18 protein-coding genes and 9 tRNA genes are annotated in these 17,692 nt (G+C 45.6%); 9 read left to right on the plus strand and 18 right to left on the minus strand.

Annotation, left to right across the window (positions count from 1 at the left end; translation table 11 throughout):
• Positions 1 to 23: 23 nt before the first annotated feature.
• The 14 genes from ACF8CV_RS07735 to lolB form a co-directional block, all read right to left on the minus strand.
• Positions 24 to 108: transfer RNA gene (locus tag ACF8CV_RS07735), tRNA-Leu, on the minus strand.
• Between the two features lie 35 nt (positions 109 to 143).
• Positions 144 to 218: transfer RNA gene (locus tag ACF8CV_RS07740), tRNA-Gln, on the minus strand.
• A gap of 48 nt (positions 219 to 266) precedes the next feature.
• Positions 267 to 351: transfer RNA gene (locus ACF8CV_RS07745), tRNA-Leu, on the minus strand.
• Between the two features lie 30 nt (positions 352 to 381).
• Positions 382 to 466, minus strand: a tRNA-Leu gene (locus tag ACF8CV_RS07750).
• 76 nt (positions 467 to 542) lie between these two features.
• Positions 543 to 619, minus strand: a tRNA-Met gene (locus ACF8CV_RS07755).
• A gap of 77 nt (positions 620 to 696) precedes the next feature.
• Positions 697 to 771 (minus strand) — tRNA-Gln (locus tag ACF8CV_RS07760).
• Between the two features lie 31 nt (positions 772 to 802).
• Positions 803 to 887 (minus strand) — tRNA-Leu (locus tag ACF8CV_RS07765).
• Between the two features lie 40 nt (positions 888 to 927).
• Positions 928 to 1,004: transfer RNA gene (locus tag ACF8CV_RS07770), tRNA-Met, on the minus strand.
• Positions 1,005 to 1,023: 19 nt separating this feature from the next.
• Positions 1,024 to 1,284, minus strand: coding sequence for a hypothetical protein (locus tag ACF8CV_RS07775; RefSeq protein WP_011105709.1), 261 nt, complete (start codon positions 1,282 to 1,284; stop codon positions 1,024 to 1,026).
• A gap of 4 nt (positions 1,285 to 1,288) precedes the next feature.
• Complete coding sequence (gene ychF / locus ACF8CV_RS07780; protein ID WP_005496175.1) at positions 1,289 to 2,380, minus strand: redox-regulated ATPase YchF; 1,092 nt, start codon at positions 2,378 to 2,380, stop codon at positions 1,289 to 1,291.
• 10 nt (positions 2,381 to 2,390) lie between these two features.
• Positions 2,391 to 2,981, minus strand: coding sequence for an aminoacyl-tRNA hydrolase (gene pth, locus ACF8CV_RS07785; RefSeq protein WP_005496173.1), 591 nt, complete (start codon positions 2,979 to 2,981; stop codon positions 2,391 to 2,393).
• Between the two features lie 151 nt (positions 2,982 to 3,132).
• Complete coding sequence (locus ACF8CV_RS07790) at positions 3,133 to 4,077, minus strand: ribose-phosphate pyrophosphokinase (RefSeq protein ID WP_005496171.1); 945 nt, start codon at positions 4,075 to 4,077, stop codon at positions 3,133 to 3,135.
• 28 nt (positions 4,078 to 4,105) lie between these two features.
• The gene (ispE, locus tag ACF8CV_RS07795; RefSeq protein WP_025627146.1) at positions 4,106 to 4,978 is read right to left on the minus strand and encodes a 4-(cytidine 5'-diphospho)-2-C-methyl-D-erythritol kinase; all 873 of its coding nucleotides are present in this window, start codon (positions 4,976 to 4,978) and stop codon (positions 4,106 to 4,108) included.
• Positions 4,975 to 5,613, minus strand: coding sequence for a lipoprotein insertase outer membrane protein LolB (gene lolB, locus ACF8CV_RS07800; protein WP_025510284.1), 639 nt, complete (start codon positions 5,611 to 5,613; stop codon positions 4,975 to 4,977). Before lolB ends, ispE begins: the two co-directional genes overlap by 4 nt.
• Before the next feature lie 134 nt (positions 5,614 to 5,747).
• On the opposite strand from lolB, the gene hemA reads away from it, so the two are divergent.
• From hemA to ybaK, 8 genes are all read left to right on the plus strand, one after another.
• Positions 5,748 to 7,004, plus strand: a complete 1,257-nt coding sequence (hemA, locus tag ACF8CV_RS07805) for a glutamyl-tRNA reductase (protein WP_015296356.1) — start codon at positions 5,748 to 5,750, stop codon at positions 7,002 to 7,004.
• A 29-nt stretch (positions 7,005 to 7,033) separates the two neighbouring features.
• Complete coding sequence (prfA, locus tag ACF8CV_RS07810; protein WP_005456867.1) at positions 7,034 to 8,122, plus strand: peptide chain release factor 1; 1,089 nt, start codon at positions 7,034 to 7,036, stop codon at positions 8,120 to 8,122.
• 3 nt (positions 8,123 to 8,125) lie between these two features.
• Positions 8,126 to 8,983, plus strand: coding sequence for a peptide chain release factor N(5)-glutamine methyltransferase (gene prmC / locus ACF8CV_RS07815; protein ID WP_025526595.1), 858 nt, complete (start codon positions 8,126 to 8,128; stop codon positions 8,981 to 8,983).
• A 41-nt stretch (positions 8,984 to 9,024) separates the two neighbouring features.
• Entirely contained in the window at positions 9,025 to 9,408 is a 384-nt protein-coding gene (locus tag ACF8CV_RS07820) for a SirB2 family protein (RefSeq protein ID WP_005468486.1), read from the plus strand.
• A gap of 5 nt (positions 9,409 to 9,413) precedes the next feature.
• On the plus strand, positions 9,414 to 10,223 hold the full coding sequence (locus tag ACF8CV_RS07825) for a SirB1 family protein (RefSeq protein WP_005481357.1): 810 nt from the start codon (positions 9,414 to 9,416) through the stop codon (positions 10,221 to 10,223).
• A gap of 54 nt (positions 10,224 to 10,277) precedes the next feature.
• Positions 10,278 to 11,129, plus strand: a complete 852-nt coding sequence (gene kdsA / locus ACF8CV_RS07830; RefSeq protein ID WP_005457350.1) for a 3-deoxy-8-phosphooctulonate synthase — start codon at positions 10,278 to 10,280, stop codon at positions 11,127 to 11,129.
• A 223-nt stretch (positions 11,130 to 11,352) separates the two neighbouring features.
• On the plus strand, positions 11,353 to 13,035 hold the full coding sequence (ushA, locus tag ACF8CV_RS07835) for a bifunctional UDP-sugar hydrolase/5'-nucleotidase UshA (RefSeq protein ID WP_005457348.1): 1,683 nt from the start codon (positions 11,353 to 11,355) through the stop codon (positions 13,033 to 13,035).
• A 108-nt stretch (positions 13,036 to 13,143) separates the two neighbouring features.
• On the plus strand, positions 13,144 to 13,617 hold the full coding sequence (gene ybaK, locus ACF8CV_RS07840; protein WP_005481362.1) for a Cys-tRNA(Pro) deacylase: 474 nt from the start codon (positions 13,144 to 13,146) through the stop codon (positions 13,615 to 13,617).
• A 56-nt stretch (positions 13,618 to 13,673) separates the two neighbouring features.
• Here the strand turns inward: ybaK and rluF are convergent, their stop codons facing one another.
• The 3 genes from rluF to ACF8CV_RS07855 all read right to left on the minus strand — a co-directional run bounded on the left by rluF (position 13,674) and on the right by ACF8CV_RS07855 (position 15,742).
• Entirely contained in the window at positions 13,674 to 14,789 is a 1,116-nt protein-coding gene (rluF, locus tag ACF8CV_RS07845; protein WP_005496155.1) for a 23S rRNA pseudouridine(2604) synthase RluF, read from the minus strand.
• Positions 14,790 to 14,888: 99 nt separating this feature from the next.
• Positions 14,889 to 15,470, minus strand: a complete 582-nt coding sequence (smrA, locus tag ACF8CV_RS07850) for a DNA endonuclease SmrA (RefSeq protein ID WP_005481355.1) — start codon at positions 15,468 to 15,470, stop codon at positions 14,889 to 14,891.
• Positions 15,471 to 15,601: 131 nt separating this feature from the next.
• Positions 15,602 to 15,742: a DUF3149 domain-containing protein gene (locus ACF8CV_RS07855; RefSeq protein WP_005489851.1), complete on the minus strand. Its 141-nt coding sequence runs from the start codon at positions 15,740 to 15,742 to the stop codon at positions 15,602 to 15,604.
• Between the two features lie 259 nt (positions 15,743 to 16,001).
• On the opposite strand from ACF8CV_RS07855, the gene ACF8CV_RS07860 reads away from it, so the two are divergent.
• Positions 16,002 to 16,078 (plus strand) — tRNA-Pro (locus tag ACF8CV_RS07860).
• 290 nt (positions 16,079 to 16,368) lie between these two features.
• Here the strand turns inward: ACF8CV_RS07860 and ACF8CV_RS07865 are convergent.
• On the minus strand, positions 16,369 to 17,241 hold the full coding sequence (locus ACF8CV_RS07865) for a TraB/GumN family protein (protein ID WP_138938605.1): 873 nt from the start codon (positions 17,239 to 17,241) through the stop codon (positions 16,369 to 16,371).
• Positions 17,242 to 17,692 lie beyond the last annotated feature (451 nt).

Genomic DNA, 17,692 nt, shown 5'->3' on the forward strand with positions numbered 1-17,692 from the left:
AGTAGTTTTCACTACTTGAAATATGGTGCGGAAGGAGAGACTTGAACTCTCACACCTTACGGCGCCAGAACCTAAATCTGGTGCGTCTACCAATTCCGCCACTTCCGCATAGTTACTGAGTAAAACTCAATAACGTTAAATAATGGCAGGTCTACCTGGATTCGAACCAGGGAATGGCGGCATCAAAAGCCGCTGCCTTACCGCTTGGCGATAGACCTGCAGACAATAGTCATGAGACTATATCATCTCTATTTCTAGAGAAAGAATGGTGCGGAAAGAGAGACTTGAACTCTCACACCTTGCGGCGCCAGAACCTAAATCTGGTGCGTCTACCAATTCCGCCATTTCCGCATATATTCTTTATATAGAGTTGAATCAAGATGGTGCGGAAGGAGAGACTTGAACTCTCACACCTTGCGGCGCCAGAACCTAAATCTGGTGCGTCTACCAATTCCGCCACTTCCGCGTCTTGAACTCTATAAACTATCAGTTAATTGGTAAAAACTAACAGTTATATTTTTGCTTCTTTCATTAAGAAAGAATGGTGGCTACGACGGGATTCGAACCTGTGACCCCATCATTATGAGTGATGTGCTCTAACCAGCTGAGCTACGTAGCCATCTTTTGGAGCGAGACAATATAAACCTTCGCGCTCTCAGTGACAACCCTTTTATCAAGGAATCTCACTTTGAATAATGGCAGGTCTACCTGGATTCGAACCAGGGAATGGCGGCATCAAAAGCCGCTGCCTTACCGCTTGGCGATAGACCTGCAGGCAGTAGTTTTTCAACTACTTAAAATATGGTGCGGAAGGAGAGACTTGAACTCTCACACCTTGCGGCGCCAGAACCTAAATCTGGTGCGTCTACCAATTCCGCCACTTCCGCATCTATTCCTAAGTGCTCTTAATTAAAGAACGTTTAGGAATGGTGGCTACGACGGGATTCGAACCTGTGACCCCATCATTATGAGTGATGTGCTCTAACCAGCTGAGCTACGTAGCCAAAACCATATTTTTTGCTCTCAACGCTTTGTTGCCTTGTCGTTGGGAACGGCGCGCATTATGCGAAGTTGAGTGAGATCCGTCAATAGTTTTTTTAAATAAATCCCCCAAAAAACATCGTTCGCTTTCTTTTTAAACAAAGAGGCGTGTTTATGATCTAAAACTGGAAATAAATTAGCTTGAAGCAAGGAACTTAACTTTGTGGCGTTTATTGCAGACATAAAAAAAGCCAGCATTACTGCTGGCTTTTTATGTAAATGAAGTGTTTGAATTTCATTCACTTAATTATACGTTGAAGCGGAAGTGTACAACGTCACCATCTTTTACGATGTAGTCTTTACCTTCTAGACGCCATTTACCTGCGTCTTTTGCTCCGTTTTCACCGTTGTATTGGATGAAGTCTTCGTAACCAACGACTTCTGCACGGATGAAGCCTTTTTCAAAGTCAGTGTGGATCTTCGCTGCTGCCTTTGGTGCTGTTGCGCCAACAGGAATTGTCCATGCACGAACTTCTTTAACGCCAGCTGTGAAGTACGTCTGTAGACTTAGCAGTTCGTAACCAGCACGAATTACGCGGTTTAGACCAGGTTCTTCGATGCCTAGATCCGCTAGAAACTCTTCGCGTTCGTCGTCTTCTAGTTCAGCCATTTCTGATTCGATCGCTGCACATACAGGAACAACCACGTTGTTTTCTTTTGCTGCGAACTCACGTACTGCGTCTAGGTACGGGTTGTCTTCAAAACCATCTTCATTTACGTTTGCAATGTACATGGTTGGTTTTAGCGTTAGGAAGTTTAGGTAACCTACAGCTGCTAGTTCTTCTTTAGAAAGCTCAACGGTACGCGCTGAACCACCTTCTGTTAGTACAGGAAGCAGCTTTTCTAGAACTGTCAGCTCGAACTTCGCGTCTTTGTCGCCGCCTTTTGCTTTCTTCGCGTTACGCTGAATCGCGCGCTCACAAGAATCAAGGTCAGCCATAGCTAGTTCAAGGTTGATTACTTCAATATCTTCGATTGGAGATACTTTACCTGCAACGTGAACGATATTTTCGTTTTCGAAACAGCGTACAACGTGACCGATAGCGTCTGTTTCACGGATGTTCGCTAGGAATTTGTTACCTAGGCCTTCACCACGAGATGCGCCCGCAACCAAACCAGCGATGTCTACGAATTCCATTGTAGTAGGTAGAACTTTCTGTGGGTTAACGATCTTTGCTAGTGCGTCTAGACGTAGATCTGGCACAGGAACCACACCAGTGTTTGGTTCGATGGTACAGAACGGGAAGTTTGCTGCTTCAATACCCGCTTTAGTTAGTGCGTTAAACAGAGTTGATTTACCAACGTTAGGTAGACCAACGATGCCACATTTAAAACCCATGATAGTAACCTTATTCAGCTTTGAACGTGTGGAGGCGGTTTTGTGCTTTGGATAGGCCATCCTTAATCAGGATGTCTAGACAACGAACAGCTTCATCTGCTGCGGCATCTAGTAGCTCTTGCTCTTTCGCTGGAGCTTTACCTAATACAAAACCTGCCACTTTATCTTTGTGTCCCGGATGGCCAATGCCGATACGAAGACGATAAAAATCTTTGTTATTGCCCAGTTTGCTTATTGTGTCACGTAGTCCGTTGTGGCCCCCGTGGCCACCACCTTTCTTAAACTTAGCGACACCTGGCGGTAAGTCTAGCTCGTCGTGAGCAACCATGATCTCTTCTGGCTTAATTTGGTAAAACTTCGCCAAAGCAGCGATCGCTTTTCCAGAGAGGTTCATGAAAGTGGTAGGGATAAGCAAACGGAGATCCTGGCCGTTGACCATGATGCGTCCGGTTAGGCCAAAGAACTTTGGTTCGTTCTTCAGGGTAACGTTATGGACGCGTGCTAATTCTTCTACAACCCAAGCGCCCGCATTATGGCGAGTTTTGGCATATTCTGGTCCCGGATTAGCAAGACCAACAAGAAGTTTGATTGGTTGAGTCAAGGTTAGGATCTCTCTGGAATCTCAAAAAGCGCAGTATAATAGCACAGAATTCTCACAGTGGGCGACCAAGGGATTTTCTGCCTATCGATACAAATAAAAAAACACCCCATAGAGGGGTGCTTTTGAAATCAGTCTAACTGAAATGTTCGGATTAGTTGAACATTGCAGAGATTGACTCTTCGTTGCTGATGCGACGGATTGCTTCAGCTAGCATACGAGATAGGCTTAGTGTGGTTACTTTGCCTGTCGCCGCCATCTCTTTAGAAAGAGAGATAGAGTCAGTTACGATAACTTGGTCAAGAACAGAGTTCTTAATGTTGTCTGCAGCGTTACCAGAGAATACAGCGTGAGTTGCGTAAGCGAATACACGCTTAGCACCGCGCTCTTTTAGCGCTTCAGCTGCTTTACATAGAGTGCCACCTGTATCGATCATGTCATCAACGATCACACAGTCGCGACCTTCAACATCACCGATTAGGTTCATCACTTCAGAAACGTTTGCACGTGGACGACGCTTATCAACGATAGCAATATCGATGTCGCCTAGCGCTTTCGCCGTTGCGCGAGCTCGAACCACACCACCTAGGTCAGGAGAAACCACTACTGGGTTATCTAGACCGCGAGATTGCATGTCTTCGAGTAGTACAGGAGTACCGAAGATGTTATCTACAGGAACATCGAAGAAGCCTTGGATTTGCTCTGCGTGTAGGTCGATAGTAAGAACGCGGTCAACACCAACGTTAGATAGGAAATCAGCAACAACTTTTGCAGTAATTGGCACACGAGCAGAACGTACACGACGATCTTGACGGGCGTAACCAAAGTAAGGGATAACTGCAGTGATACGGCCTGCTGAAGCACGGCGCATTGCATCAATCATAACAACCAATTCCATTAGGTTGTCGTTAGTCGGTGCACAAGTGGATTGAATGATGAAAACATCGCTACCACGAACATTCTCATTGATTTGAACTGCAACTTCGCCATCAGAAAAGCGAGAAACAGATGCATCACCAAGAGAGATGTAAAGACGATCAGCAATACGTTGGGCTAGTTCAGGTGTTGCGTTACCAGCAAATAGCTTCATATCAGGCACGGTGGAAACCTCGGGTTTGCGTCCAGTTTTAAATAGGTCGGTGTGAGGCTGATTGGTATTCAGCCAAAGTCTCTTTTAGTGGCGAAATATTGCGCCCTTGAGCGACAAATGCCGAGACTTTATCAGAGAGTTGTGCAAGGATAGTTTCTGCTTCCGATTTGCTCGAAAATTCAGCAAAAACGCAAGATCCTGTCCCCGTCAATCTTGACGGCGCGTATTGTAGCAGCCATGAAAGTTGCTTATCAACCTCTGGGTAGAGCATTCGTACAATTTTTTCGCAATCGTTTACGCTCGGCGCGTTCAAAAGTGTTTCTAGATCTCGTTTTGGTGTGTTTCGTGTCAGATCTGGATGACGGAATATATCCGCTGTCGCAATAGAAACATTTGGTCTCACGACGAGATACCACTTTTCTTCCGGGTTGGCTGGAGAAAGTTTTTCACCCACACCTTCAGCAAAAGCGGAAAAACCGCGCACAAAAACAGGCACGTCAGCGCCCAGTTTTAGGCCAATCTCGGCCAATTCATCATCATTTAAATTGAGCTGCCACAAGTAGTTGAGTGCCACAAGTGTCGTAGCGGCATTTGAAGAGCCGCCGCCAATTCCACCACCCATTGGTAAAATTTTGTGCAGTTCGATATGCGCGCCAAAAGAGCAGTGAGCGTAATTTTGCAGCGCAGTTGCAGCTTTCCAAATTAAATTGTCTTGAAGAGGCACACCCTCTATCTCTGGAGAAATCGTAATATCACCAGAATGGTTTGCTTGAATGGTGAGCTCATCGCCGTGATCGACGAATTGGAATAAGGTTTGTAACTCGTGATAGCCGTTTTCTGTGCGGCCATTGATGTATAGAAAGAGATTCAATTTCGCCGGAGACGGCCAGCGGGTTGAAGTTTCGATCATTGGGTGATGTTCCATTTTGTGATCACTAGATTGATTTTTACGTCTGATGTCGTCAGCTTTAGTTTATTCGGTAATGGAAGCGTCTGTTCGTGCCATTCTACGTCGCCATAACGTTCGTAAGCGATTTTCCAGTCGTTAAGACCTATCTGTTTGTCTAAGGTTTGCAGTGTGTTGGCCGGAGAAAGCTGGAATGTATCTGCATCGGTAGGTAAACCGAGTAACCAGTCGGGCATGTGGTCAACTGGCATCATCAAGCCTGTGAGGCGATAAATCAGTTGATTAGCGTTGCGTGCTGAAAGGACTTGGTCATCATACGTTTCAACCGTTGCCCCTTGTGGGGTAATCGTCAGTTTTAATGCGGTTTGTCCCAAGACAGTGGTTAATCGAAGTTGGCTTAAAACGGTGGAGTGCTTCCAAAAAAAGTTCAGACTTTGTCTTTGGTCGGGGCCGATGTAGCCTAATTTCCCGGTCGCTTGAAAATCATGGATGGTTTCAAGACGTTGTTCATGAGCTTGCCATTCGACGCTGGTGACGCTTTCAGGAACGGAACTACACCCCGCGAGAATAAGGCTCGACAAGAGAAAGATGAGAAAGGAACGTAAGGTCATGTTTGATGGCTTATTAATCAGTTTCATCGGGAATCGCTCACAACTATAGCATTGAAAAGACGGACTTAGGAAAACAAATCCGGCTTACCCTTTCAATAAATGCGTGCTTACAGTAAAATTCTGAACCTATTTTATAACCGATCTCAGAGATACCACGTTAGATGTCCTTGCTTGCTATTGGAATTAATCACAATACAGCGTCTGTTGACTTGCGAGAGAAAGTGGCGTTCGGGCCTGATAAGCTCGGCCCTGCACTTGAGCAACTCAGAGAGCACGAAGCGGTTAACGGCAGTGTGATTGTTTCAACCTGTAACCGTACTGAGTTGTACTGCGACGTTAAGCAAGGAGCGCGAAACAAGCTGATCGATTGGCTCGCTCAATTTCACCAAGTGAGCCGTGAAGACTTGATGCCAAGTTTGTATGTACACGAAGAACAAGCGGCAATTAAACACTTGATGCGCGTCTCGTGTGGCCTTGATTCACTGGTACTTGGTGAGCCGCAGATCTTAGGTCAAGTGAAACAGGCATTTTCTGATTCACGTGATCATCAAGCTGTAGACTCGTCGATTGATAAGCTGTTCCAAAAAACGTTTTCTGTTGCAAAACGAGTTCGTACGGAAACTGATATCGGTGGCAATGCTGTGTCGGTGGCTTACGCCGCATGTACATTAGCAAAACACATTTTCGAATCGTTATCTGACTCGACAGTCTTACTTGTCGGGGCCGGTGAAACCATCGAACTGGTCGCGAAGCACTTAGCGTCGAACGGCTGCACAAAAATGATAGTCGCAAACCGCACCAAAGAGCGTGCTCAAGGGTTAGCTGAGCAGTTTGGTGCAGAAGTAATCAGCCTGAACGAAATCCCAGACCACCTCGCAAGAGCGGACATCGTGATTAGCTCAACAGCGAGTCCGTTACCTATTATTGGTAAAGGCATGGTCGAAACGGCGCTGAAACAACGTCGTCATCAACCTATTCTGTTAGTCGATATTGCTGTACCACGTGATGTGGAAGCGCAAGTTGGCGAATTGAGCGATGCTTATCTGTATTCGGTGGACGACTTGCAGTCGATCATCGATAGCAATATTGAGCAACGTAAAGTTGAAGCGATTCAGGCCGAAGCTATTGTTAGTGAAGAAAGTGCATCGTTTATGACGTGGCTACGCTCACTGCAAGCGGTTGATAGTATTCGCGATTATCGTAAGTCGGCGAACGAAATACGTGAAGAGTTACTGAGTAAAAGCCTGCAATCATTGGCAGCTGGCGCAGATCCGGAGAAAGTACTGCGCGAACTTAGTAATAAACTCACCAACAAACTGATTCACGCCCCAACACGCGCACTACAAAGTGCGGCGGAACAAGGCGAACCAGCAAAATTAACGATTATCCGCCAAACGCTTGGCTTAGATGATCTGTAACTCACGCTTTTTATTAAGAAAACGACACTATGAAAGCCTCTATTCTGACTAAGCTAGAAACGCTAGTAGAACGTTACGAAGAAGTTCAACATCTTCTTGGTGATCCTGATGTAATTGGAGATCAGGACAAATTCCGTGCTCTATCAAAAGAGTACTCTCAGCTAGAAGAAGTAACTAAGTGCTTCCAAGCTTACCAACAAGCTCAAGACGATCTTGCTGCCGCTGAAGAGATGGCAAAAGAAGACGACGAAGAAATGCGTGAAATGGCTCAAGAAGAGATCAAAGACGCGAAAGAAGCGATTGAACGTCTTGCTGATGAGTTGCAAATTCTTCTTCTTCCAAAAGATCCAAATGATGATCGTAACTGTTTCCTTGAAATCCGCGCTGGTGCTGGCGGTGATGAAGCGGGTATCTTCGCTGGCGACCTATTCCGTATGTACAGCAAATACGCAGAAAAGCGTGGCTGGCGCATTGAAGTGATGTCTTCAAACGAAGCGGAGCACGGTGGTTACAAAGAGATGATCGCGAAAGTGAGCGGCGATGGTGCATACGGCGTACTGAAGTTTGAATCTGGCGGTCACCGTGTACAACGTGTACCAGCGACAGAATCTCAAGGTCGTGTGCATACTTCTGCGTGTACAGTAGCGGTTATGGCGGAAATCCCAGAGGCGGATCTGCCAGAAATCAAAGCGGCAGACCTAAAAATCGATACGTTCCGTGCATCTGGCGCGGGTGGTCAGCACGTTAACACTACGGATTCTGCAATCCGTATTACCCACTTACCAACGGGTACAGTGGTAGAGTGTCAAGACGAGCGTTCACAGCATAAGAACAAAGCGAAAGCGATGGCAGTACTGGCTGCTCGTATCGTTCAAGCGGAACAAGAGCGTCGTGCGGCAGAAGTGTCTGACACGCGTCGTAACCTACTAGGTTCTGGTGACCGCAGTGACCGTATCCGTACTTACAACTACCCGCAAGGCCGTGTTTCTGACCACCGAATCAACCTAACCATCTACCGTTTGAATGAAGTGATGGAAGGCGACCTACAAAGCTTGATTGACCCAGTGGTTCAAGAACACCAAGCAGACCAACTAGCGGCGCTAGCTGAGAACGCTTAATCGATGAGCCAAGTTCAATCCATTGAGCAAGCACTGAAAAGTGCGACGGCAAAACTGACAGAAGGCGGCAAAGAGTCGCCTTCTCTCGATGCAGCTGTCCTTCTTTGCCATGTTCTTGGCAAACCGCGAACCTATTTACTAACGTGGCCAGAAAAAGCATTGGAACCTGAGCAACAAGCGCAGTTTGATGCTTTACTCGCAAGGCGCTTAGCAGGCGAACCCGTTGCTTACATTATTGGTGAGCGCGAGTTTTGGTCTCTACCTCTCAAAGTTTCTCCTACTACCTTGATCCCAAGACCAGACACCGAGCGTTTGGTGGAAGTTGCTTTGGATAAAACCTATGGGCAGACCGGATCGATTCTAGATCTAGGCACGGGGACAGGAGCAATTGCGTTGGCATTAGCGTCTGAGCTACCGAATCGTCAGGTAATGGGAGTTGACCTCAAACAAGAGGCCAAAGAGCTTGCTGAGTACAATGCCGCGCAGCTAAACATCAAAAATGTGATGTTTGACCAAGGTAGCTGGTTCGAGCCTATTGCAGAGGGAACAAAGTTTGCTTTAATTGTTTCCAATCCGCCGTATATTGACGAGAAAGATCCGCATTTATCCCAAGGTGACGTTCGTTTTGAGCCAAAATCCGCGCTGGTCGCTGATGAAAATGGCTTAGCGGATATTCGCCATATCTCCGATTTGGCTCGTCAGTATCTTGAAGAGGGCGGTTGGCTTGCCTTCGAACACGGTTACGACCAAGGCGAGGCGGTTCGCGAGATCATGAGTGGCTTTGGTTATCAGCAAGTTGTCACCGAAAAAGATTATGGTGGGAATGATCGAGTGACCCTCGGTTGCTACCAGCCTTCATAAGAACGAGCAAGTCAGCAGTAATTTATTAAAAGAGAAGAAAAATGTACGTAGCTCTAAAACATATTCACCTTGTCACCATCGCACTGAGTGCCACATTGTTGTCGATTCGATTCGCGTTAATGATGATGAACTCTCCAAAGCGCAACCATCGTTTTCTGAAAGTTTTTCCACATATTGTTGATACCGCGCTGTTGTTGTCAGGTGTTGCTTTGATCTTTGTTACTGGCTTCATTCCATTTACAGACTCAGCACCTTGGCTAACCAACAAGATCACGTGTGTGTTGGCGTACATTGCTCTGGGCTTCTTCGCTCTAAAATTAGCTAAAAATAAATTGCTGCAAATTTTCGGTTTCTTTGGCGCACTCGGTTGGTTGGTCATGGCGGCTAACATCGCCGTGTCTAAGAGTCCAACTTTATTTGGGTAATCGTCATGCTTGAGTTTTTTGACGAAGATTTTGACAACATGGCGCTGGTGGAAGGAGCGTTAGAGCTCAATAAATCCGTTAATCCAGAAACCAACGTCCATTGGGCTAAGCAAGAGCTAGAGCGTCTGTACCAAGAAGCAGAAGCAACGCTTATCCATGAAACAGATGAAGAGCAGCGTTTCGACTCTTTCCTACGTCTGTTTTTCCATGAGTGGGGCTTCAAAGGTGACGACCAAGAGTACTTTATCTCTGACAACAGCTTTATCGATAAAGTACTAGAGCGTAAAAAAGGTATTCCGGTTAGCTTAGGTGCAATTTTATTGTACTTAGGCAATCGCCTTGGCTTCCCTATGAAAGGTGTGACATTCCCAACTCAGTTCCTAATTAAAGTGGATTGGATGCACAAAACACCAGACTACATTAACCCGTTCAACGGGGAGTATGTTGGTGAGAAAATCCTTCAAGCTTGGTTAATCGGTCAAGAAGGGCCGTTAGCGCAGCTTAAACCGGAACATTTTGACGAAGCGGATAATCCGACAGTGATTGGTCGCTGGTTGGCGTTGATTAAAAGCGCGATGCTGAGAGAAGAGCGTTACACACTGGCGCTGCGCTGTACTAATCTGGCGTTGACCTTTGTGCCAGATGACCCATACGAGATTCGTGATCGCGGTTTTATCTTCCAACAGCTTGAGTGTCATCAGGTCGCGGTATCTGACTTTCAGTACTTTATTGACCAATGTCCCGACGATCCTGCGTCTGAGCTACTAAAATCACAAGTTAATGCGATGAGTGAAAAACACGTCACGCTTCACTAATTTTATCGGAGTGCCCAAGCGTGGCATACCGTGGACAGAAAAAAGAGAATCATAATGGAACAGAAAATCGTTAATATCGGCGACATCCAGGTTGCTAACGACAAGCCATTCACCCTATTTGCAGGCATGAACGTTCTTGAGTCTCGTGATCTTGCTATGCAGATCTGTGAGCATTACGTAAAAGTAACAGACAAACTGGGCATTCCTTACGTATTCAAGGCGTCGTTCGACAAAGCAAACCGCAGTTCTGTTCATTCATACCGTGGCCCAGGCCTTGAAGAAGGTATGAAAATCTTCCAAGAGCTAAAAGACACTTTTGGCGTTAAGATCATCACTGACGTTCACACAGAAGCACAAGCTCAACCTGTCGCTGACGTGGTAGACGTTATTCAGCTTCCTGCATTTCTAGCTCGTCAAACGGACCTTGTTGAAGCAATGGCAAAAACAGGTGCGGTTATCAACGTGAAGAAACCTCAATTTATGAGCCCTGGTCAAGTGGGTAACATCGTTGAGAAATTCGCGGAATGCGGTAACGACAAGATCATCCTATGTGAGCGCGGTTCTTGCCACGGTTACGATAACCTAGTTGTAGACATGCTTGGCTTTGGTGTAATGAAGAACGCGTCGAAAGGTAGCCCAATCATCTTTGACGTAACGCACTCACTACAAATGCGTGACCCATCAGGCGCAGCATCTGGCGGCCGTCGTGAGCAGACAGTTGAGCTTGCAAAAGCGGGTCTAGCGACAGGCATTGCGGGTCTATTTATCGAAGCGCACCCGAACCCAGATCAAGCACGTTGTGATGGCCCATCTGCATTGCCTCTAGACAAGCTAGAGCCATTCTTGGCGCAAATGAAGTCACTAGATGACTTGATTAAGAGCTTTGAAAACATCGATATCAAGTAATGATTCGTTACTGTTCATGATGAAAAATAAAATAGCCAACCAAGAGTTGGCTATTTTTTTATCTGATAAACCGTAAATTCTCAAACTTGTTACTGATGAATTTGTTATTGCTAAACAATGCATCATAATTATGAAATCAATGTGTTAGGGTGCGCGTGGTTTTCAAATAGCTCTAATGTTTGAAAATGTGCATCAGTAATCCCGATAAGAAAAAGGAAAAAAAATGAATCAGCGTCTGATTATCAAAACTGCTTTGAGTGCCGCTATTTTGGCCTCGCTGGCTGGATGTGCTTCGCAACCTGCTCATGAATGGAATGCAGATACCACTTATAAATTGACTGTCTTACACACCAACGATCACCACGGTCGTTTTTGGCAGAATAAACACGGTGAGTACGGCATGGCCGCGCGCAAGACGTTGATCGATGATCTGCGTGATGAAATTCAAGCAGAAGGAGGCAGCGTGCTGTTGCTGTCTGGTGGTGATATTAATACCGGCGTTCCTGAATCTGATTTACAAGACGCTGAACCAGATTTCAAAGGCATGAGTAAGATTGGCTACGACGCGATGGCGTTAGGCAATCACGAATTTGATAATCCGCTAGACGTGCTATTCAAACAGCAAGATTGGGCTAACTTCCCAATGCTGTCAGCCAACATCTACGACAAAAAAACGGGTAAGCGCTTATTCCAACCTTACGCGATGTTCAATAAGCAAGGCATTAAAATTGCGGTTATTGGTCTGACAACAGAAGATACCGCGAAGTTGGGAAATCCTGAGTTTATCGGTCAAGTGGACTTCCGCGACCCGAAAGCGGAAGCGAAAGAGCTGATTGCAGAACTGAAAAAAACAGAAAATCCGGATCTGATTTTCGCTGTTACGCACATGGGTCACTACGAAAATGGCAACCGTGGCATCAATGCGCCGGGTGATGTAGCTTTGGCGCGTTACCTTAATGAAGGCGATTTGGACATGATTGTGGGTGGTCACTCACAAGAGCCCGTTTGTATGGAAGGTCCTAACGTTATCAAAAAGAACTTTAAACCGGGTGATGAGTGTCAGCCAGACCAACAAAACGGTACTTACATTGTTCAGGCGCATGAGTGGGGTAAATATGTTGGCCGTGCCGATTACGAATTCCGTAACGGCGAACTATCAATGGTGAGCTACGATCTTATTCCGGTAAACTTGAAGAAAAAAATCAACGTGGATGGTCAATCACAACGTGTGTTTGTTCAAGATGAAATTACTCAAGACAAAGCAATGTTGGACTTCCTTCGTCCTTTCCAAGAAAAAGGCCAAAGCCAGCTGAATGTGAAAATTGCGGAATCAAACGGTAAGCTAGAAGGTGACCGTGATGTCGTGCGATTCCAACAGACGAATCTAGGTCGTTTAATTGCAACGGCTCATATGGAACGTGCAAAAGCAGATTTCGCAGTGATGAACTCAGGCGGTGTGCGTGATTCTATTGAAGCCGGTGACATCACATACAAAGATGTGTTGACCGTGCAGCCATTTGGCAACATGGTTTCTTACGTCGATATGTCTGGGCAAGAAGTCTTGGATTACCTAAACATTGTTGCAACCAAGCCAGTTGATTCAGGTGCTTACGCGCAGTTTGCGGGTATCTCTATGCGTATTGAAAATGACAAAGTCACCAATGTATTTATCGGTAACAAGCAACTGCGTTTAGATGGCCGCTACCGCTTCACAGTACCAAGTTACAACGCTTCTGGTGGCGATGGTTACCCTAAAATTGATACGCACCCTGGCTACGTCAACACAGGTTTTACCGATGCAGAAGTCTTGAAAGACTATCTAGAAAGCCATAGCCCAATTGACGTTAACGAATACGCACCTTCTGGTGAGGTGATGTACCAAACAAACAATGTGGTCAATCAATAGAGTTTGATTGCGAAAAAGCGTTTGACTCAAACTCGCTGATATCATTAACTAAAAGCGCAGCTCCCATTGATGGGGGCTGCGTTTTTTATTTTTATAAGGAGAATCTTGATGACTCCGGCCATTAATCTTGCGAAAAAGAAAAAAGTTCCTCACACCATTCACCAGTATGAACATGACCCGAGAGCAGACAGCTATGGGTTAGAAGCGGCTGAAGTGTTGGGGCAAGATCCTAAAAAAGTATTCAAAACCCTGTTGTTTTGCCTTAATGGCGAGCCAAAAAACTTGGCAGTAGCCATCATTCCTGTGGATCAAAAACTGAATCTAAAATTGGCAGCCAAAGCAGCAAAGGGTAAAAAAGCCGACATGGCAGACCCAGACATCGCTCAAAAGACAACGGGTTATGTAGTTGGCGGCATTAGTCCACTTGGACAAAAGAAAGCGTTGCCAACCTTTCTACATGAAAGTGCAAAAGAACAAGAGACGATTTGTGTGAGCGCGGGTAAACGAGGCTTAGAAATTGAGCTTGCTCCGCAAGATCTTGTTGCTTTGACTAGAGGGCAGTTTGCCCCATTATGCTTGTAAGCCAGTTTGGGTTGAATGACCAACAAAGAAAAAGGACGCGAAAGCGTCCTTTATTGTTATTTTTTGAGGCTTAATGTGCCACTAGTGCGTTTTGCCGGTTTACTTGTCGTATTCGGATTGACGTAATGCTGCTTCGGTTTGCTCGGTGTTTGAGGCTTGTTTTGCGGTCTGCCATGCTCACCTTGTGGCTTCGCGCGTTCACCTTGAGGTTTCGCTTTGTAATGCTCTTTCGCAGGGCGTGAGTTCTCATCATCACGTTGACGGCGCTTTTGCTGGCCTTTTTTAGAGTTAGGTGCATGACGGAACTCGTCAGCGTTATTACCACGGAAGGTGCGCGTTTTTTGATTGCGACGAGCAGTCGAACCTTGGTTCTCTTCTCGGCTATCAAACAGTTTCGCATCAGTCGCTTTACGAATATTACGACCTCGAGAATCTGTCTTTGACGCTTCCTCGGTACCAACTGAGCCATCGCACATTGCTAAAATTTCTGCGACTTCGTCATCGGTTAGGTAACGCCATTTACCATTTGGAATACCATCTAGAGAGATGTTCATGATGCGTACGCGGCGAAGTTTAAATACTTCGTAGCCGAGTGCTTCACACATACGGCGGATCTGACGGTTTAGGCCTTGAGTCAAAACAATACGGAAAGAGAACTTGGTTTCTTTCGTGACTTTACAAGGGAGTGTTACGGTATCGAGGATTCGAACACCGCTCGACATCTGTTTTAGGAATTCGTCCGTAATCGGCTTGTCGACACGCACCACGTATTCTTTTTCGTGGTTGTTACCAGCGCGCAGAATCTTGTTCACGATGTCGCCATCGTTAGTCAAGAAGATCAAACCATCCGAAGGTTTGTCGAGTCGACCAATTGGGAAAATACGCTTTTTGTGACCGATGAAATCGACGATATTGCCGGGGATATCACGCTCAGTCGTACAGGTGATGCCTGTTGGCTTGTTGAGGGCGATATAAATCGGCTTTTCTTTTGAAGCGACGGGCTTGCCATCAACACAAACGTCGTCACCAGGTAGTACTTTGGTGCCCATTTCTGGCTGTTTGCCGTTAATGGTCACTCGACCTTCTTCGATCAGTTTATCGGCAGCGCGACGTGAGCAAAAGCCCGTTTCGCTGATGAATTTATTTAAGCGTTTCGCGTTGTCTTGTGACATATCGGTCTCCTAACGTTTCACAACGGCGGTGAATTTGATGACCCTTCCCGCGAGTGGGAAGGGGAAATAAGGTCGGGCATTCTAGCACCGAGGAGAAACTTAACCTAACCGTTTTTGATGACGTTCGCGGTTTTCTAGTTTCTTGTCTGCGCTTTTTCTTAGCAATACATAAACAGCACCACTGCCACCGTGAAAGCGTTGTGCACTGTGCACGCATTGCACTTCTTTTATTTGTTGTAACCAACTGCTGACGAAGCTTTTCATTAATGCTGGTGGATTCGAACGTTCGCCGCGGCCGTGCACAATCACAACAGTACGAATATCCATTGAGATACATTGCTTTAAGAACTTCACTACTTCATCACGTGCTTCTTTCAGCGTTTTACGATGCAAGTCTAAACGGGCTTGGATAGGGTACTTCCCAAGGCGAAGTTTGCGAAATACACCATCTTGAACACCATCTCGTTTGAACTCGACGAAGTCATCGGGTTTGAGCATTTCTGCATGATCGAGAGAAAGGTATTCTGGGTCATCTTCGGTGAGCCAAATCGCTGCTTCGCGTTTGGCAATATGTGCATCAGTCACTTGGTGGACTTTTTTGTGTTCAGCAGTGTCTTGGTTGATTGGCTTAACATCGCCCATCATCTGTTGAAACAGTTCAAAATCGTCATCGTGAGACATAGTGGCAATCTCATAAGAACAGGATAGGTAGATAGGATTATATCAACGAGATGTGGCAGAAGATCAAATAAAAAACCGGAGCAGGCAAGTAACCGGCTCCGGTGCAAAGCGTTTCTAGAGCTAAGCGAGATCTAGTGAGGAGATTTGTCGTTCATGATCTTATAGATGAAGAAACCGCCGTAAAACAGCATCAGACCAAATGCCCCAAAGATTACTATCATTGACGATAGACCCACTGCATTACCAAATAGGAGATCAAGCCAAAAGTCCATATGTTTCCTCCAAGATATTCCCGACAGGCATAAAACTAAATGGCGGTGTTTTTTTGCACACTGATCTGGATCAATTATGTTGCTAAGGTTAATAAACTGTGTTTTATTGTGGGTTATCAATCACATTTTACGTGCTAGTGTTCAGTTATTCATCAAACGAATTAAGACATTACGTTTTTTTGCAAAAAGCACTTGCGTCTCCGATCAGAATCCGTAATATACGCATCGTTGACGGGGACAAGACCCCAGTTAAACATCTCGGTGAATAGCGCAGCTTGGTAGCGCATCTGGTTTGGGACCAGAGGGTCGGGGGTTCGAATCCCTCTTCACCGACCACTTTCAAAGAAGCCGCAGCAGAAATGCTGCGGCTTTTTGCATTCGAACATCGGGTCGGGGTCTGGGAGCCCAGCCGCGTCGAATCTCTCTTCACCGACCATTTTTAGAAAGCCTGCTCAATGAGCAGGCTTTCGTCGTTCTAGCGCTAGCAATTTGAGAGGTCAATGGTATAGAGCTAAATAGGGTTTGCCTGAAGTTAGAACATGGCTCTTCATCGACCATATTAAGAAAAAGGCTCTACAGAAATGTAGAGCCTTTTTCGCATGTGTAATGATGGTTTTGGCTGGGTTTTAAATATTGCACTTTGCTTTGCGTGTTTTACCAAGCGAGGTAATTTCAAATCCTCGTTGTGCGAGCAAATCGATAAGGTTGTCTTTACCCACCAGATGTAGACTTCCAACCACAACGGTGTAGCGACCTGACTTTTTAGGCAGCACACTACCAGTATCGAGTTTTTTCGCCCAATCACGGTTGCGAGAATATAAGAACGCTTCGTTAAAATCTTCCGTCGCTTTGTCTGTTAAAGATGCCTCTTCCAGCATACTTCCATCACCACTTTTCCAGCTTTCTATCAAACACTGTACAAGCTTGTCACCACCTTCGTATTCGTCTATCGAGGACAGCAGCATTTCTTGCCCACCATTTGGCTGACCAGCAATAAGATCAATTTGAAACTGCACCGATTCTAACGAGAGGACAGGGAGGTGCTTTTTCTCTGCTAAACCAATTAGATGCATGTCTACACCTTTGTCTGATACGTAGCCAAGCTTATTGACTAGCGCGAGTTGGATGGTCAGAGCTGCGGTCCAAGGTGGCGCATTGAGAAGTTGCGCTTCCGCCATGCCTAGATCTTTGGCGATGTTCACTAACAGCTGGCGTTGAGTTTTGTCGAGCACGTCTTTAGAGAGAATCGAACTCATTGGGTACACCACACCTTCAGAGCTTCTTACATCGGCCTCAATAATTAAGCCCGAGCTTTGTTCCAAAAACTTAGTGATGTTTTTCGGAAGTGGATACATGCTTTTATCACCGACATGTACGGAGCCGATAATCATGTATTCCGTGTCGCCTTTTTTAGCTCGCCAGTGTTGAGGCTCAGCGTAGGACGAAAAGGAGGTAAAGATAACAATAAGAGATGACATCAGTGTCATTAGGCGAAACATAGTTTTTATCCTCGGCTGAATCTTATGGTGAGACTCTGATTTCAGCATCTACAACTCACAGGGGATATTACTTTATACCCAAATAAAGCTTAGACACCAGAGCTCACTTTAAAACTCTTTTTTGCAACGATTGGATAGACCAACCAATCGACAAAAACGTCATTTCAAACAATATTGACGAGTTTTGACACGCTAAAAATGAGATTGACTTCACGAAAGCTAAATTGGTGAGTTTGTTATTAATGGTTCACAAAATAATCAGATGTGATCCGAATCCTACAAAGTCATACCAAATCAATCGGAATCGGTGATTTAGATCGCAACAAACTCGTCAAAATAAGTTGTTCGATTTTGACGTTGGTTGTAAGTGCATGAAATAAATGTGTTTATATTTTTTCTTGGTGAGTGGAGTTTGAGCTGGATCACTTCTTACTTTTATTTATTTTACGCT

Origin of the sequence: Vibrio sp. zbq_1 (genome assembly GCF_043102935.1) — a bacterium.
Classification (GTDB): domain Bacteria; phylum Pseudomonadota; class Gammaproteobacteria; order Enterobacterales; family Vibrionaceae; genus Vibrio; species Vibrio parahaemolyticus.

Excerpts from the sequence above, each read along its gene's own strand:
- prmC (WP_025526595.1), top strand. The coding sequence starts at position 8,126 with ATGAGCCAAGTTCAATCCATTGAGCAAGCACTGAAAAGTGCGACGGCA.
- ybaK (WP_005481362.1), top strand. The coding sequence starts at position 13,144 with ATGACTCCGGCCATTAATCTTGCGAAAAAGAAAAAAGTTCCTCACACC.
- kdsA (WP_005457350.1), top strand. The coding sequence starts at position 10,278 with ATGGAACAGAAAATCGTTAATATCGGCGACATCCAGGTTGCTAACGAC.
- ACF8CV_RS07820 (WP_005468486.1), top strand. The coding sequence starts at position 9,025 with ATGTACGTAGCTCTAAAACATATTCACCTTGTCACCATCGCACTGAGT.
- ACF8CV_RS07855 (WP_005489851.1), bottom strand. The coding sequence starts at position 15,742 with ATGGACTTTTGGCTTGATCTCCTATTTGGTAATGCAGTGGGTCTATCG.
- lolB (WP_025510284.1), bottom strand. The coding sequence starts at position 5,613 with ATGAAACTGATTAATAAGCCATCAAACATGACCTTACGTTCCTTTCTC.
- hemA (WP_015296356.1), top strand. The coding sequence starts at position 5,748 with ATGTCCTTGCTTGCTATTGGAATTAATCACAATACAGCGTCTGTTGAC.
- ACF8CV_RS07865 (WP_138938605.1), bottom strand. The coding sequence starts at position 17,241 with ATGTTTCGCCTAATGACACTGATGTCATCTCTTATTGTTATCTTTACC.
- ychF (WP_005496175.1), bottom strand. The coding sequence starts at position 2,380 with ATGGGTTTTAAATGTGGCATCGTTGGTCTACCTAACGTTGGTAAATCA.
- rluF (WP_005496155.1), bottom strand. The coding sequence starts at position 14,789 with ATGTCACAAGACAACGCGAAACGCTTAAATAAATTCATCAGCGAAACG.
- prfA (WP_005456867.1), top strand. The coding sequence starts at position 7,034 with ATGAAAGCCTCTATTCTGACTAAGCTAGAAACGCTAGTAGAACGTTAC.
- ushA (WP_005457348.1), top strand. The coding sequence starts at position 11,353 with ATGAATCAGCGTCTGATTATCAAAACTGCTTTGAGTGCCGCTATTTTG.
- ACF8CV_RS07825 (WP_005481357.1), top strand. The coding sequence starts at position 9,414 with ATGCTTGAGTTTTTTGACGAAGATTTTGACAACATGGCGCTGGTGGAA.
- smrA (WP_005481355.1), bottom strand. The coding sequence starts at position 15,470 with ATGTCTCACGATGACGATTTTGAACTGTTTCAACAGATGATGGGCGAT.
- ispE (WP_025627146.1), bottom strand. The coding sequence starts at position 4,978 with ATGATCGAAACTTCAACCCGCTGGCCGTCTCCGGCGAAATTGAATCTC.